15 protein-coding genes are annotated in these 12992 nt (G+C 53.3%); 13 read left to right on the top strand and 2 right to left on the bottom strand.

Annotation, left to right across the window (positions count from 1 at the left end):
* Positions 1–78 precede the first annotated feature (78 nt).
* A complete protein-coding gene (locus P1U71_RS00915) occupies positions 79–438 on the top strand; it encodes a hypothetical protein (protein ID WP_301103661.1) in 360 nt (119 codons plus the stop codon).
* A gap of 51 nt (positions 439–489) precedes the next feature.
* Here the strand turns inward: P1U71_RS00915 and P1U71_RS00910 are convergent, their stop codons facing one another.
* Complete coding sequence (locus P1U71_RS00910) at positions 490–1167, bottom strand: hypothetical protein (RefSeq protein ID WP_301103660.1); 678 nt, start codon at positions 1165–1167, stop codon at positions 490–492.
* A gap of 120 nt (positions 1168–1287) precedes the next feature.
* Here P1U71_RS00910 and P1U71_RS00905 point away from each other — a divergent pair, with 120 nt between their 5' ends.
* The 4 genes from P1U71_RS00905 to P1U71_RS00890 all read left to right on the top strand — a co-directional run bounded on the left by P1U71_RS00905 (position 1288) and on the right by P1U71_RS00890 (position 4673).
* On the top strand, positions 1288–2382 hold the full coding sequence (locus P1U71_RS00905; RefSeq protein WP_301103659.1) for a PA0069 family radical SAM protein: 1095 nt from the start codon (positions 1288–1290) through the stop codon (positions 2380–2382).
* A gap of 26 nt (positions 2383–2408) precedes the next feature.
* A complete protein-coding gene (locus P1U71_RS00900; protein WP_301103658.1) occupies positions 2409–3026 on the top strand; it encodes a ribonuclease HII in 618 nt (205 codons plus the stop codon).
* A gap of 107 nt (positions 3027–3133) precedes the next feature.
* The gene (locus tag P1U71_RS00895; protein WP_301103657.1) at positions 3134–4219 is read left to right on the top strand and encodes a site-specific DNA-methyltransferase; all 1086 of its coding nucleotides are present in this window, start codon (positions 3134–3136) and stop codon (positions 4217–4219) included.
* A gap of 37 nt (positions 4220–4256) precedes the next feature.
* Complete coding sequence (locus P1U71_RS00890; protein ID WP_301103656.1) at positions 4257–4673, top strand: hypothetical protein; 417 nt, start codon at positions 4257–4259, stop codon at positions 4671–4673.
* Here P1U71_RS00890 and mutY read toward each other — a convergent pair.
* A complete protein-coding gene (mutY, locus tag P1U71_RS00885) occupies positions 4657–5748 on the bottom strand; it encodes an A/G-specific adenine glycosylase (protein WP_301103655.1) in 1092 nt (363 codons plus the stop codon). The two genes, P1U71_RS00890 and mutY, sit on opposite strands and share 17 nt — an antisense overlap.
* 70 nt (positions 5749–5818) lie before the next feature.
* Between mutY and P1U71_RS00880 the strand changes: the two genes are divergently transcribed.
* From P1U71_RS00880 to P1U71_RS00845, 8 genes are all read left to right on the top strand, one after another.
* Entirely contained in the window at positions 5819–6337 is a 519-nt protein-coding gene (locus P1U71_RS00880) for a DUF721 domain-containing protein (protein ID WP_301103654.1), read from the top strand.
* Positions 6338–6449: 112 nt separating this feature from the next.
* Positions 6450–7079 (top strand): DsbA family protein, encoded by a 630-nt coding sequence (locus tag P1U71_RS00875; protein ID WP_301103653.1) that lies wholly within the window; start codon positions 6450–6452, stop codon positions 7077–7079.
* 22 nt (positions 7080–7101) lie between these two features.
* On the top strand, positions 7102–10560 hold the full coding sequence (gene smc / locus P1U71_RS00870) for a chromosome segregation protein SMC (protein ID WP_301103652.1): 3459 nt from the start codon (positions 7102–7104) through the stop codon (positions 10558–10560).
* 160 nt (positions 10561–10720) lie between these two features.
* Complete coding sequence (locus P1U71_RS00865) at positions 10721–11038, top strand: AtpZ/AtpI family protein (RefSeq protein WP_301103651.1); 318 nt, start codon at positions 10721–10723, stop codon at positions 11036–11038.
* 63 nt (positions 11039–11101) lie between these two features.
* The gene (locus tag P1U71_RS00860) at positions 11102–11839 is read left to right on the top strand and encodes a F0F1 ATP synthase subunit A (RefSeq protein WP_301103650.1); all 738 of its coding nucleotides are present in this window, start codon (positions 11102–11104) and stop codon (positions 11837–11839) included.
* 52 nt (positions 11840–11891) lie between these two features.
* A complete protein-coding gene (locus P1U71_RS00855) occupies positions 11892–12116 on the top strand; it encodes a F0F1 ATP synthase subunit C (protein ID WP_161313699.1) in 225 nt (74 codons plus the stop codon).
* Between the two features lie 56 nt (positions 12117–12172).
* Entirely contained in the window at positions 12173–12664 is a 492-nt protein-coding gene (locus P1U71_RS00850; protein ID WP_301103649.1) for a hypothetical protein, read from the top strand.
* The coding region (locus tag P1U71_RS00845; protein WP_301103648.1) for an ATP F0F1 synthase subunit B at positions 12664–12992 on the top strand (329 nt) is incomplete at its 3' end. The genes P1U71_RS00850 and P1U71_RS00845, both read left to right, overlap by 1 nt.

Raw genomic sequence — 12992 nt, 5'->3', positions numbered from 1 at the left:
CTGAAGGCAACTCAATTTTAATTTTTAGGTCGCTAAGATGTTTCAGCACATGCCCTGAAACGGGATCTAGAAATCGAAATGAAACGTATTTTTATCACTACAGGATATCGCGGGCATAACCGCAAAGATCGACGCTTTGAGGTTCCAAAGCTTCATCTCACGCTGGGAAACCTTGAGTTCGCTACCTATGACTGGAGTCTCGGGGGGTTCCGTATAGATGATTTTGCGGGGCGTCCGCCTGTTGGCGAAAAGGTTTCCGTCCGGCAAATCGCCTACGATACGAGCAGAACCGCAACCACCAACTCCATCGCCGTCGTGACACGTATTCTGGTCGGAAAGAACCAGGTTGCCTTCAGCTTCAATAAGCTGGATGAAATCGCCTATGATTTTCTTGAAAAGGCCAGCATGCATCGTCTGACCCAGCTTGCAAAAGGATAGCACGGAATCCCCGTTTTTGGAATTTCCGCGCTAACTGATTTCATCTACGCATCAAACAGAGATCCAATATCCGTCCTGTGACAGACAGGATGTCTCCACACTGCTTGTCACATGTCCGCGGTAAGTCAGGGTCTGTCTATATTGCTTACAGAGATTACCATAGGCATCATACCCGTCCCGAAGGATGACAATACTTCCGCTTTGGCCGCCATCGCGCCATGTCGTGACATGCCCGACGGGCGCATCCAGGGCGGAATATAACGCCTGATGATGATGTTCAATCTGGCGTGACGTGAGATTGACCACAAAGCGTACGTTAACGAATGGCCAGTAGTATCCCCGGTATGGATGATAACCGTAATAGCGGGGCACATAGACAGGTTTTACATAGACATATTTCGGCCGGTATGACTTGTGATAAGGTTTTTTGTAGTAAGGCTTATGCTGCGGCTTCACATACGCCACCTTCGGCGCAGGCCATTTGTGCGCCGCTTGTCCCTTCGACGGCGGCTTATGAACATATTTTTTCTTTGAATGTTGTGGGCCATAGGTAATATTCCGCCCGGTATCCGGCTTTTGCTTGTGGCCTTTGCCATATACGGCGGAACCGTGCCCCTTCGATCCCTTCGACACAGAGCCGTGCTTGCTGCTGTGCCAGCTATCAGCGTGTGCAACCGAAAAGCTACCGAACAGTATCATCCCAAGCAGGAGAATTCCGAGTTTTCGCATCTTCTCATTCCTTCCTCTTTGACGACATATTAGTTATACGTCCGGTATTTCGAATTCGGTCGCATCACCGTTTATTAATTTGTTCTTGTTTTGTTCTTTAAAATTGGGTATCTTAAAATCATGCAGGACAATCAGGTCATCCCTTTTGATAAAAACAAGCGGCACGGACGCGGTGCCACCGCCAATCCGGATGGCCGGTTTGAGCTTTCCGAACGGGATTTTATTGACGATGGCTGGGACGTTGCTCATGAGGACGATACTGAGAGGCTAAAAACGACGGTCACGATTGAGCGGCCAAAATCCATCCTCAGCCGGAATATGTCGCCCGACCTTCCCTTTGACCGGTCCGTAAACGCCTACCGCGGCTGTGAGCATGGATGCATTTATTGCTACGCGAGGCCGAGCCATGGCTATATGAATCTTTCCGCTGGCCTCGATTTCGAAAGCAAGCTGTTCGCCAAGCCGAACGCGGCGGAGCTACTGGCCGTCGAGATATCCCGTCCCTCCTATCAGTGTAAACCCATCGCGCTCGGCACGAATACAGATCCCTATCAGCCGATCGAGAAGAAGCTTAAGATTACACGGGAGATTATCAAGCTGCTGGCCAAGACCCGGCATCCTTTCACAATCACGACCAAATCCGATCTTGTTTTGCGTGATCTGGATCTTCTGGCCCCGCTTGCAAAAGACAACCTTGTGTCCGTCGGCATATCCGTGACCACACTGGATAAACATCTCGCCCGCGTTATGGAACCAAGGGCCAGCGCACCGCATAAACGGCTTGCCGCGATTGAAACTTTAAGCAAAGCTGGGGTTAAGACACTTGTTCAGGCCTCCCCCATGATACCAGGTCTGAATGATCATGAACTTGAACGCATTTTGATGGAAGCGAAGGCCAGGGGGGCGTCCAGTGCAATCTATCTTCTGCTCCGCCTCCCGTTCGATGTGGCGGGCCTCTTTGAAAACTGGCTCTTGGAAAATTTCCCGGACAGAGCCGCGCGGGTAATGAAACTTGTCCGCTCGACCCGGGGCGGGAAGGATTACGATGCGGAGTTTGGAAAGCGCATGGTTGGCACCGGGCCTTACGCTGCGCTTATCAACAAAAGATTTCGTCTCGCCTGTCAGCAACTCGGCTTTGATGGCAGGAAATATGACCTTGCGACCGACCTTTTCATGAAGCCGGATCGCGATAAGCGACAAATGAATTTATTTTAGTGTCTGGCACATGCTAATGAGGGAGCATGTCCCGAGCAGTTGCAAAATTCCCTGATTTATCCCTTGAGATGCTTGAAACAGGGCGCGTCGCAGGTATCGATGAAGTCGGCCGGGGCCCGTTTGCCGGCCCGGTCGTCGCGGCAGCGGTCATTCTTGACCAAAACAATATCCCGGACGGTATCCAGGACAGCAAGAAGCTGTCAAAGGCAAAACGCGAAGCGCTATTCGATGCAATCTTTGCGACATCGTTTGTCGGCACCGGGGAAGCCAGTGTCCAGGAGATTGACCAGCATAATATTCTGCAGGCAAGCCTGCTTGCCATGCGCCGCGCGATGGAGGCCCTTCCCACCCGTCCCGACATCGCCCTTGTCGATGGAAACCGGGACCCGAAACTTGGCATTCCGAGCCGTTTGATTGTTAGAGGCGACGGTCGTTCCCTCTCCATAGCAGCCGCCTCGATAGTGGCAAAAGTGACACGAGATCGGAAAATGTGCGCATTGGCAGAGGTCTATCCGCAGTACGAATGGGAGAAAAATGCCGGATACGGCACGGCACGGCACCGCAAGGGATTGCGTGAATTCGGCATCACACCACAACATAGGCGAAGTTTCGCCCCCATCCGCTCCCTCCTGTCTGATGATTAAGCGAAAGTTCAGAATTATTCTCTAACATACTGATTCAACGAAATATATTGACGCAGCGAATCGACCGAATCAGTATATCCGCAGTGAATAATTGCAGAATAATTTGAATGACCCAGAAACAGAAGCTACCGCTTGACCAGATTTTAAAGGGCGACTGCATCGAATTGATGAACAGCCTGCCGGAAAATTCCGTGGACATGATTTTCGCGGATCCGCCCTATAATATGCAGCTGTCCGGCGAGTTGCGCCGTCCAGACGACAGCTTTGTTGACGCCGTCACCGATCACTGGGATCAGTTCGAAAGCTTTGAAGCCTACGATATCTTCACGCGCGCCTGGCTTGCCGCGGCGAAGCGCGTGCTCAAAGACAATGGCGCTCTTTGGGTGATCGGATCCTATCATAATATTTTCCGCGTTGGCGCCAGCCTGCAGGATCTCGGCTTCTGGGTCTTGAATGATGTCATCTGGCGAAAGACCAACCCGATGCCGAACTTTCGGGGCACCCGCTTCACCAATGCACATGAGACATTGATCTGGTGCTCCAAGGGGCAGGAAGCGAAAAACCTCACTTTCAATTACGATGCGCTCAAAGTCATGAACGACGACGTACAAATGCGCTCTGACTGGCATTTACCGATCTGTAGTGGCGGTGAACGGCTGAAGATCGAAGGTGAAAAGGCCCACACCACCCAGAAGCCGGAATCCCTGCTCTATCGCGTACTGACTGCTGCCTCCAACCCCGGAGACGTTATTCTGGACCCATTTTTTGGTACCGGAACCACCGGAGCAGTTGCCCGCAAACTTGGCCGACACTATATCGGGCTTGAGCGCGAGGAAAAATACATTAACGTCGCCAAGGAGCGGATCCGCAAAGTAAACCAGCTCTCGGCAGACGACTTGGAATTTACCCGCAGCAAACGTCAGGAGCCGAGAATTCCCTTCGGCTCGGTTGTCGAAAGAGGGCTCCTGTCCGCAGGACAAATCTTGTTTGACGCGCGGAAACGGTATAAAGCAAAGGTACGTGCGGATGGCAGCCTGATTGCTTCCGATGTGACAGGCTCAATCCACAAGGTCGGGGCTCAATTACAAGGCGCCAGCAGCTGCAACGGCTGGACCTTCTGGCATTTTGACGCGGAGGGAAAAGCCGTTTCCATCGACGTGCTTCGCCAACAGGTACGCGCAGAAATGAACTGAGGGGTCTCCGTGCCCCTCCAATTTGGAAGGGGACGCAATGAACAGACTTTCACTCGCAATTATTCTGGCCGGCACACTCACCATCGCGGCCAGTCACCCGGCAGCTGCATACGAAGAATCCCGTTTTCTCGGCATGGACAGGGATGCGGATGGCGCCATCTCAAGGGCCGAGACCGAAGCCTATCGCGAGCGCCTGTTCAAGGAATATGATCTTAATTCCGACGGCAAAGTTGAGTATGAGGAATATGTGCAGGCAGAAAGCCTCCGCTCCGTAACCGCTCCGGCCCACTCCGAAGTTCCTGTTCCTGATGAATATAAAGAAATGGATACCAATGGAGACACGATTGTCACCTTGGAGGAAATTAAAGCCGCCGGACTTGCTCGTTTCGATAAGCTCGACAAGAATGCCGATGGAAAAGTATCGAAAGAAGAGTTCGTCAGCCCCGGCCTTTAACAACGGCACGCAAGACCTTGGTCATCAGGGTCGGCAAAGCATAGCTGCCGAAGTCCTCGGGCCTGACCCATTGTCCGCTCGGTAATATCGACGTGTCCGTTCCCTTGATCAAAACTACGACAGGCCGCAGTTCGAGATGAAAATGCGTGAAGGTATGGCGCACCAATTCCTTTTCCGAGGGACGGTCTGTCCATTTCTGAAAGCCATTTGAGAACAAGCTATTCATAGCCTCTTCAACCCCGATCTCCTCCTCACACCACTCCGTCGACGGGAACTCCATCATACCACCGAGGAGTCCCTTCTCCTCCCGACGGCAGAGCAAGACAAAACCATCAAGCCGCTCAAGCCAAAACACCACGGCACGTCGCGTTGGTTTTACTTTCTTTGGCGCTTTTACCGGGAATCGCTCCATATCTCCGGTCGTGCCGGCGGCGCAGAAATCGGACACAGGACACCCTCCGCAGTTCGGCGATCGCGGTGTGCATATGGTTGCGCCGATATCCATAAGCGCCTGCGCGTAATCTCCGGCACGACGCAAGGGCGTTAGCTTCGCCGCATAGGTGGTTATCTCAGTCTTCGCGGACGGAAGCGGCGTATCAATGCGATATAGCCGACTGATAATCCGCTCGATATTCCCATCCACAACGGTTTCAGACTTATTAAACGCAATTGCCGAAATCGCGGCGGCCGTATAGGGCCCAACACCCGGAAGTGCTAGAAGCTGATCCCTTTCAGAGGGAAATTGTCCGTTATACCCCTCGGATATGGCGATCGCGCATTTATGAAGGTTTCGGGCCCGTGCGTAATATCCAAGACCTGCCCAAGCCGTCAGGATATCATCCAGCGGGGCAGCGGCCATATCCTGGACGGTTGGCCAGAGCGTCAGGAATTTATCGAAATAAGGGCCGACGGTCACTACAGTCGTCTGCTGTAGCATGATCTCGCTCAGCCAGACATGATACGGGTCTGGTTGCTCGCCGGGAAGACTTCGCCAGGGCAACCGTCGGGCATGGCGATCATACCAATTGAGAATGGCGGCGGAAAAAGACTTTTGTGGCGGCTTCTGTTCAATCATATTGCTACAGGTTATGGCGAAGTTTATATCCTGAGGCAATGCGAAGTTACGGGGATAGATAAGGGACAAGGTGAGAAAAGCGAAAGTAGCAGCCGGGCCGCGCGCAATCGCCAGCCTGATCGGGAAATCCTCAAAGGCGGCGCTCATCAAGCGCGGATTCGCCCAGGCTGACATCCTTAACCAATGGTCGGCTATTGTCGGGCCAAATCTCGCAAATTATTCAAGCCCGGAAAAATTCAGCTATTCACGGCAAGGCAACAAGGATGCGACGCTTCGAATCAGGGTCGCACCGGGATGGGCGCCGGAATTTCAACATTTTGAACCGCTGGTGATAGAACGGATCAACAGCTTCTTCGGTTATCGGGCAGTCGCGCGGCTACAATTGATCCAGGCACCGGTAAAAAAGCCTGAAATTCAAAAGCCCGCCCCGTCGCTCCCCCTTACAGAATCCCAGAAAGTCTGGATCGAGACGATACTTTCAGATGTTTCCGAACCGGATTTGAAAAAGCGGCTCGAAAGCGTGGCTACCTCAATGTTGAGTGCTCGAAACAAGACACAAAAACGTGATGATCCCGATGAAGCCGGTTAACCACTACAAAATATCTATTTCCATATTATGTTGCGAGAAATTGCAGGAATCGTTTGAGGATTGAAGAATGAAAAGTTATACTGGCACCACATATAGTAGGAAAGATAACAAATTGGCTATTTCCAGGCGACATTTTGTAGCGGCAGGCAGCGCCCTGCCTTTTGCGGCAACCGCTCTAACGGGAGTATTTGCGCCGCGTGAAGCTCAGGCCGCGAAACCTCAAATTCTGGAAAGCGATCACGTTCTCGGCTTCCCGACAGCGCCCGTGACCATTATCGAGTATGCGTCGTTGACATGCGGCCATTGCGGCAACTTCCACAATCACACATTTGGTGATCTCAAAAAGAACTATATCGATACCGGCAAGGTGAAATTTGTTTACCGCCACTTCCCGCTCGACCGCTTTGCCTTTATTGCAGCAATCCTCTCGGAATGTACCGGCGATGACAGCAAGTTCTTCGAAATGATCGACGTGCTATTTACGCAGCAGGATAACTGGACGCGGCAGGAAGACCCGGCCCTCGCCCTTATCGAGATTGGCGGAAATCACGGCGTCGCCCTGGAGGAATTCGTGAATTGCCTGACCAATCAGGAACTGGTTGATGCGATCGCATCCGAGAGCCTGATCGGTTCCACTCAGTTCGGTGTCGATTCGACACCGACACTCTTTATTCAGGGTGAAAAATACGAGCAGAGCAGAAGTTTTGAGGCTCTGGACAATTATTTAAAGACATTGACATAGATTACCGGGCGATGGAGAGGCTGTGAAGTTTTCGCATTTACGACTGTCGGGTTTCAAATCCTTTGTGGAGCCGACGGAACTTCTGATTAAGGACGGCCTCACCGGAATTGTCGGCCCGAATGGCTGCGGCAAATCGAATCTTGTCGAAGCCCTGACATGGGTGATGGGCGAAACCTCCGCAAGAAACCTGCGCGGCGGTGCCATGGATGACGTGATTTTTGCCGGGACGACATCGCGGCCACCGCGCAACGCCGCGGAAGTCACTCTTGGCCTCGATAACCGTGAAAGAACCGCCCCCGCCTCTTATAACGATTCGCCGGAGCTTGACGTCTCACGTCGTATCCGGCGCGAAACGGGATCGGATTATCGAATCAACGGAAAAGTTGCCCGCGCCCGCGATGTGCAGCTTCTATTCGCAGATCTTGCGACGGGTGCTCATTCCACCGCGATTGTCAGTCAGGGCCGGGTTGGCGCCCTTATCAATGCCAAGCCGAAAGAACGACGGCATCTGCTGGAAGAAGCCGCCGGGATTTCGGGTCTGCATTCCCGTCGACATGAGGCAGAGCTTCGCCTGAACTCAGCGGAAAGCAATCTTGAGCGCGTCGATGACGTGATTGAACAGCTTGAAGTACAGCTCGGCAATCTCAAGCGGCAGGCCCGGCAGGCCAACCGCTATCGCAATCTTTCCGGTCATATTCGCAAGACAGAAGCATTGTTGCTCTTCCGCAAGCATCAGCAGGCGCAAGCAAAAGCAGCTGAAGCACGGGAGAAATATGAACAAGCGGTAATGGCCGTTAATGAACTGACCCGGCAGGCGGCGGCCGCAGAATCGGCGACATTGCGCGCCAACGAGGCGCTAAAGCCTCTCCGCGATGCAGAGGCTGCAGCAGCCTCTGCAGTTCATCGACTGACCGTCGCCCGTGAAAGTCTCGACGCGGAGGAAGAGCGAGCCAAACGGACAAAGCAACAGTTGGAAGACCGTAAAAGCCAGATCTCGCATGATATGATCCGTGAGAAGGATCTCGAGAAAGATTCGGCGGAGGCAATAGCCCGTCTCGAAGAAGAAAAATCCGCATTAAAAGATGAGACGGAAACTGCGGGACCGCGCGCGGAAGCCATGCTTGCCAAGGTGGACGAAAAGGCAGCATCCCTTCAGGAGTTGCAATCCGCGTTCGATACGAAAACAGAAACAGTTGCTGCTGAACTTGCTGAACGCAACAGTCTTGTTCAACAGATTGAAACCGCAACGACGCAGCTTGAAAAGATCAAGGCGCGTCTTCTTGAGCTTGATCGGGAAAAAGCGACGCTGCAAGAAAAAATAGTAGCGGATGATGGTGCCACTTCCTCCACATCTCTGCAAGAAAACATCGCGGCGCTAAATGATCTTAATACGGCATGTGATGAGGCCGAAATGCTGCGCCAGTCAGCGGACGGGGCCGAGCGGGAAGCGCGGGAGAAAGTCAAGCTCGCCGAGCGCGATGTCACCACGCTGGAGACGGAGGAGCGTACTCTCTCTCGCCTTCTGGAAAATTCCAGCGATAGCGAATGGCCCGGCATTATCGAAGAGCTAACGGTTTCCAAAGGTTATGAAATGGCGCTTGGCGCTGCCCTCGGTGACGAGTTGGAAGCACCCGCCGATGAGGCCGCCTCTGTCTACTGGAAAACGCTGGATGGTGCCGCAGCCTCCCAGTGCTTCAAGGACGGTATGGAGACACTCGATCAGTGTGTATCAGGACATCCGGCCCTGAAAATCCGGCTCTCGCAGATTGCTGTTATTGACGCCAAAGACGGCCCGCTCATGCAAGGCAACTTGAAAGCTGGCCAACGCCTTGTGACCCGGAACGGCGATCTCTGGCGTTGGGATGGCTTTACGCGCAAGGCCGGAGCCAAAACCCCCGCGACGGCGCGCCTTGAGCAGCGCAACCGGTTGGAAGAGATTGCCAGGGAGCTTGGGAAGAAGCAGGACATCCTCGCCAACGTCACGAACGACCTGAAAGGCTGTTCTGAACTCCTCGGAAATGCCGCCGAGAAGGTGAAAGAACTCCGGCGGCAACAACGGGAGCAGGAACAGGAGCTTTCCAAGCTGCGGGCCGAGAACGCGGAGGAAATACGACAGAACGCCGCGCGCCAGTCCCGCCTTACATCCCTAAAGGAAAATATTACTGAGCTTTCCACAGAGAACGAATCTCTCGCGGAAAGCCTTGAGGCAAAGCAGCAGCTTCTGGACCGACTGCCGGACACAGAAGGCAGCCGCGGCGAAATAGAGTTGTTGCGGTCAGAGCTTCATGAAAAGCGAGACGAACTCGCCGTGCTTCGAAGCGAATCGGATCGACTGGAACGGGAGGCCGCCTCCCGACGTGACCGCCTCACTGCGATAGATAAAGAGGTTATCAGCTGGATTGATCGCAACAAAAATATGGCGGCTCATTTCGTACAGCTGGAAATGCGTTTCAAGGACACCGCAGAAGAACTCGCGGAGATAGAAAATAAGCCGGAAGAAATTGCGACCAAGCGTAACAACCTGATGGATGAAATCGCCCGCGCCGAAGGGAGGCGAAACGGCGCACGCGATAAGCTGGCGGAAGCCGAATCGATCCTTTCAGAATGTGATGCCGCCCTTAAAAAATGCCAGGATGCGCTGGCGACCTGCCGCGAGGAACGGGTACGCCATCAGTCCGATGTGGAGCATATGACAGAAGTGCTGAAAGGTCTCGCCGAGCAGACCCGTGAAAAACTGGAATGTTCTCCGGATCAGATCAAGGCCGCAGGCGGTATCGAAGAAGGTGAGGAAATTCCGCCCGTTGAAGACAGTGAGCGCAAGTTGGAGCGGCTGAAGCGGGAGCGGGATAATATGGGCCCCGTCAATCTCCGCGCAGAAATTGAGGCCGAAGAAGTAGAGGAGCAACTCACAACTTTAATGACGGAACGCGAGGACTTGCTCGCCGCAATTGCCCGGCTTCGGCAGGGCATCTCGGGCCTCAACCGCGAAGGCCGGGAGCGTCTGCTTGCAGCCTTCACCAAGGTGGATGAACATTTTCAGCATTTGTTCAAGCAGGTCTTCGGCGGAGGACAGGCGCACCTCACCCTGACAGAATCCGATGATCCGCTTGCTGCAGGTCTGGAAATCATGGCAAGCCCACCCGGCAAGAAGCTCCAGCTCATGTCGCTACTGTCGGGTGGAGAACAAGCATTAACCGCAGTTGCGCTTCTCTTTGCCGTCTTCCTGACTAACCCCGCGCCTATCTGCGTGCTCGACGAAGTGGATGCACCGCTGGATGACGTCAATGTGGAGCGTCTTTGCCATCTGTTGGATGGTATCGCCCAAAACTCCGACACAAGGTTTTTGGTGGTTACCCATCATCCGATCACAATGGCACGCATGGATCGGCTGTTCGGTGTGACCATGGCAGAGCGCGGAATTTCGCAGCTTGTTTCGGTCGATCTGGAGAAAGCCAAGGAGATTACCGAAAACGCGGCTTAAGGGTCTCTTCCCTCTCGTTTTGGCAATCACAAAAAACATTCTTGGATCTGGCGAAAAAGCCGCGCGTAGGGTCTTGACACTCCGGGGGGCAGACCGTATGTTTCCCGCGCTTTCTGTGGGGGTTGATGGGCCGCATTGTGCATTCCATCGGGAGACGCGAATGACTAAACCTGAACCTCCCTCGAAAGAAGAATTTAGAGCTCGGCTGAAAAAGGCGCAGCAACAGCAGGAACAGGCTTCCTGGAATCGCAGCGAATTGAAGGTGGAGCAAAACAGTTCAGCCGGCAGGGCATGGCGATTATCGGTCGAGATGGTTGCGGCGTTGCTGGTTTGCGGCTGGGTCGGTTGGCTGCTCGACAAATGGTTGGACACGAAACCGTGGTTAATGCTGGTATTTTTGATTGTCGGTGCCGTTGTTGGTCTATACAACGTTATTAAAGTCGGCAAGCGCATGAATGACAGCGCGAATGAGGATTAGGTATTCGGCAGTTTGCTGGATGTCTGGGAACAAGTTAAAACAGTTTAAGACGGGAACAGCATCGTGGCGTCAGAACATAGCCCTCTTGCACAATTCGAGATCAAGCGCCTGGTTCCGATGGACGTGGGTGGTCTCGACGTCTCCTTCACCAACGCGTCGCTGTTCATGGTTATCGCGATTGCCGCAATCACCCTTTTCCTGACCTGGAGCATGCGCGGACGGGCCATGGTGCCGGGCCGGATGCAGTCCATGGCGGAAATCAGCTACGAATTCATCGCCAATATGATCAAGGACAATGTGGGCTCTGACGGGCGGAAATACTTCCCCTTCATCTTCACCCTGTTCATGTTTGTGCTGTTCTGTAACTTGCTCGGGATGATTCCCTACACTTTCACGGTGACCAGCCAGATTATTGTTACTTTTGCTCTGGCGGCGCTCGTTTTCGTTGGCGTGACGATTATCGGCATCGTCCGGCATGGGTTCAAGTTCCTGACGTTCTTTGTCCCCAGCGGTGTGCCGGTCGTCTTGCTGATCATCCTGGTCCCGATTGAGGTCATTTCCTATTTCGTTCGCCCCATCAGCCTCTCTGTTCGTTTGTTCGCCAATATGCTAGCCGGACATACGCTGCTGAAAGTGTTTGGCGGATTTGTCGTCAGCCTCGGGATTTATCTCGGATGGCTGCCCCTCGGGTTTATCGTTGTTTTGACAGGCTTGGAATTCCTTGTCGCATTCTTGCAGGCCTATGTGTTTGCCATCCTGTCATGCCTCTATCTTAACGATGCGCTTCACCTGCATCATTGAGTATTAGTTAATCTTCAACATTGGTTGTTCTTGATTTAGAAGGAAGAATATTATGGAATTAGAAGCCGCAAAGATGATCGGTGCCGGCCTTGCGACTATCGCACTTGCAGGTGTGGGTGTGGGTATCGGAAATATCTTCGGATCCTATGTTTCTGGCTCCCTGCGCAATCCGGCTGCTGCTCCGAAAGTTTTCGGTAACGTGCTGCTCGGCTTTGCCCTGACAGAAGCTGTTGCGCTGTTCGCGCTGGTTATCGCCTTCCTGATCCTGTTCGGTTAATCAACCTTTCTCAGTTTTAAGAGTTTGGGTCGATAGGATTGGATTAAGGAGCCGGTATGCCGCAACTTAATATTGCAGACTTCCCGCCGCAGCTTGTCTGGCTCGCGATTTCATTTGTCATTCTCTATTTTTTGATGGCGAAGCTCGCGATTCCCGGCATTTCAGATGTTCTAGAAAGTCGGCAAAACCGTATTTCTTCGGATTTGGAAGAAGCAAGACGGCTGAGTGAAGACGCCGATAAGGCAAAAGCTGATTATGAACGGGCTCTCGCAGAAGCCCGCGCCAAAGCTCATGGCATCGTTTCTGAACTGAAGGCCTCGATGGCCAAGGAGCAGGACGCGAGCAAGGCAGAGCTGGATGCAAAGCTGGCGAAAAAGGCTCAGGCCGCGGAAGCCAGCATTCGTGACGCCAAGGAAACGGCGCTCAGCCACGTGCGGGAGATTGCGGCCGATACCGCGAAATCAGCGGTAGCCAAGCTCGTTGCCTTCGATGTTTCCGACAAAGATGTGGAAGCCGCGGTCGCCTCCAGCATGAAGGGAGACGCCTGATGCTACATGATCCCGCCTTTTGGGTTGCCGTTGCCTTTGTCGGCTTCCTCGCAGTTCTTGTTTATTTCAAGGTACCGCCGCTGATTGCCAAGCAGCTCGATACCCGGGCCGATAAAATCCGGGAAGAGCTGGAAGAAGCCAAGAAACTTCGCGAAGACGCGCAGTCACTCTTTGCGGATTATCAACGGCGACAGCATGATGCTCTGCAGACTGCGGAAGAGATCGTTGCAAGAGCCAAGGAAGATGCGGAGATACTCCGTAAAGAGAGCATCCAGGAGCTTGAAGCGACTTTGGCCCGCCGTCAGGAACTTGCGGAAATCAAGATCCG

This window comes from Sneathiella sp., from assembly GCF_029233945.1.
In the GTDB taxonomy this organism is placed as follows: domain Bacteria; phylum Pseudomonadota; class Alphaproteobacteria; order Sneathiellales; family Sneathiellaceae; genus Sneathiella.
The sequence above is the reverse complement of the archived record's forward strand: the minus strand, read 5'-3'. Positions and strand labels throughout refer to the sequence as shown.

Coding starts and splice junctions, on each gene's coding strand:
- P1U71_RS00915 (WP_301103661.1), top strand. CDS start 79: ATGAAACGTATTTTTATCACTACAGGATATCGCGGGCATAACCGCAAA.
- P1U71_RS00910 (WP_301103660.1), bottom strand. CDS start 1,167: ATGCGAAAACTCGGAATTCTCCTGCTTGGGATGATACTGTTCGGTAGC.
- P1U71_RS00905 (WP_301103659.1), top strand. CDS start 1,288: ATGCAGGACAATCAGGTCATCCCTTTTGATAAAAACAAGCGGCACGGA.
- P1U71_RS00900 (WP_301103658.1), top strand. CDS start 2,409: ATGTCCCGAGCAGTTGCAAAATTCCCTGATTTATCCCTTGAGATGCTT.
- P1U71_RS00895 (WP_301103657.1), top strand. CDS start 3,134: ATGACCCAGAAACAGAAGCTACCGCTTGACCAGATTTTAAAGGGCGAC.
- P1U71_RS00890 (WP_301103656.1), top strand. CDS start 4,257: ATGAACAGACTTTCACTCGCAATTATTCTGGCCGGCACACTCACCATC.
- mutY (WP_301103655.1), bottom strand. CDS start 5,748: ATGATTGAACAGAAGCCGCCACAAAAGTCTTTTTCCGCCGCCATTCTC.
- P1U71_RS00865 (WP_301103651.1), top strand. CDS start 10,721: ATGACTAAACCTGAACCTCCCTCGAAAGAAGAATTTAGAGCTCGGCTG.
- P1U71_RS00855 (WP_161313699.1), top strand. CDS start 11,892: ATGGAATTAGAAGCCGCAAAGATGATCGGTGCCGGCCTTGCGACTATC.
- P1U71_RS00850 (WP_301103649.1), top strand. CDS start 12,173: ATGCCGCAACTTAATATTGCAGACTTCCCGCCGCAGCTTGTCTGGCTC.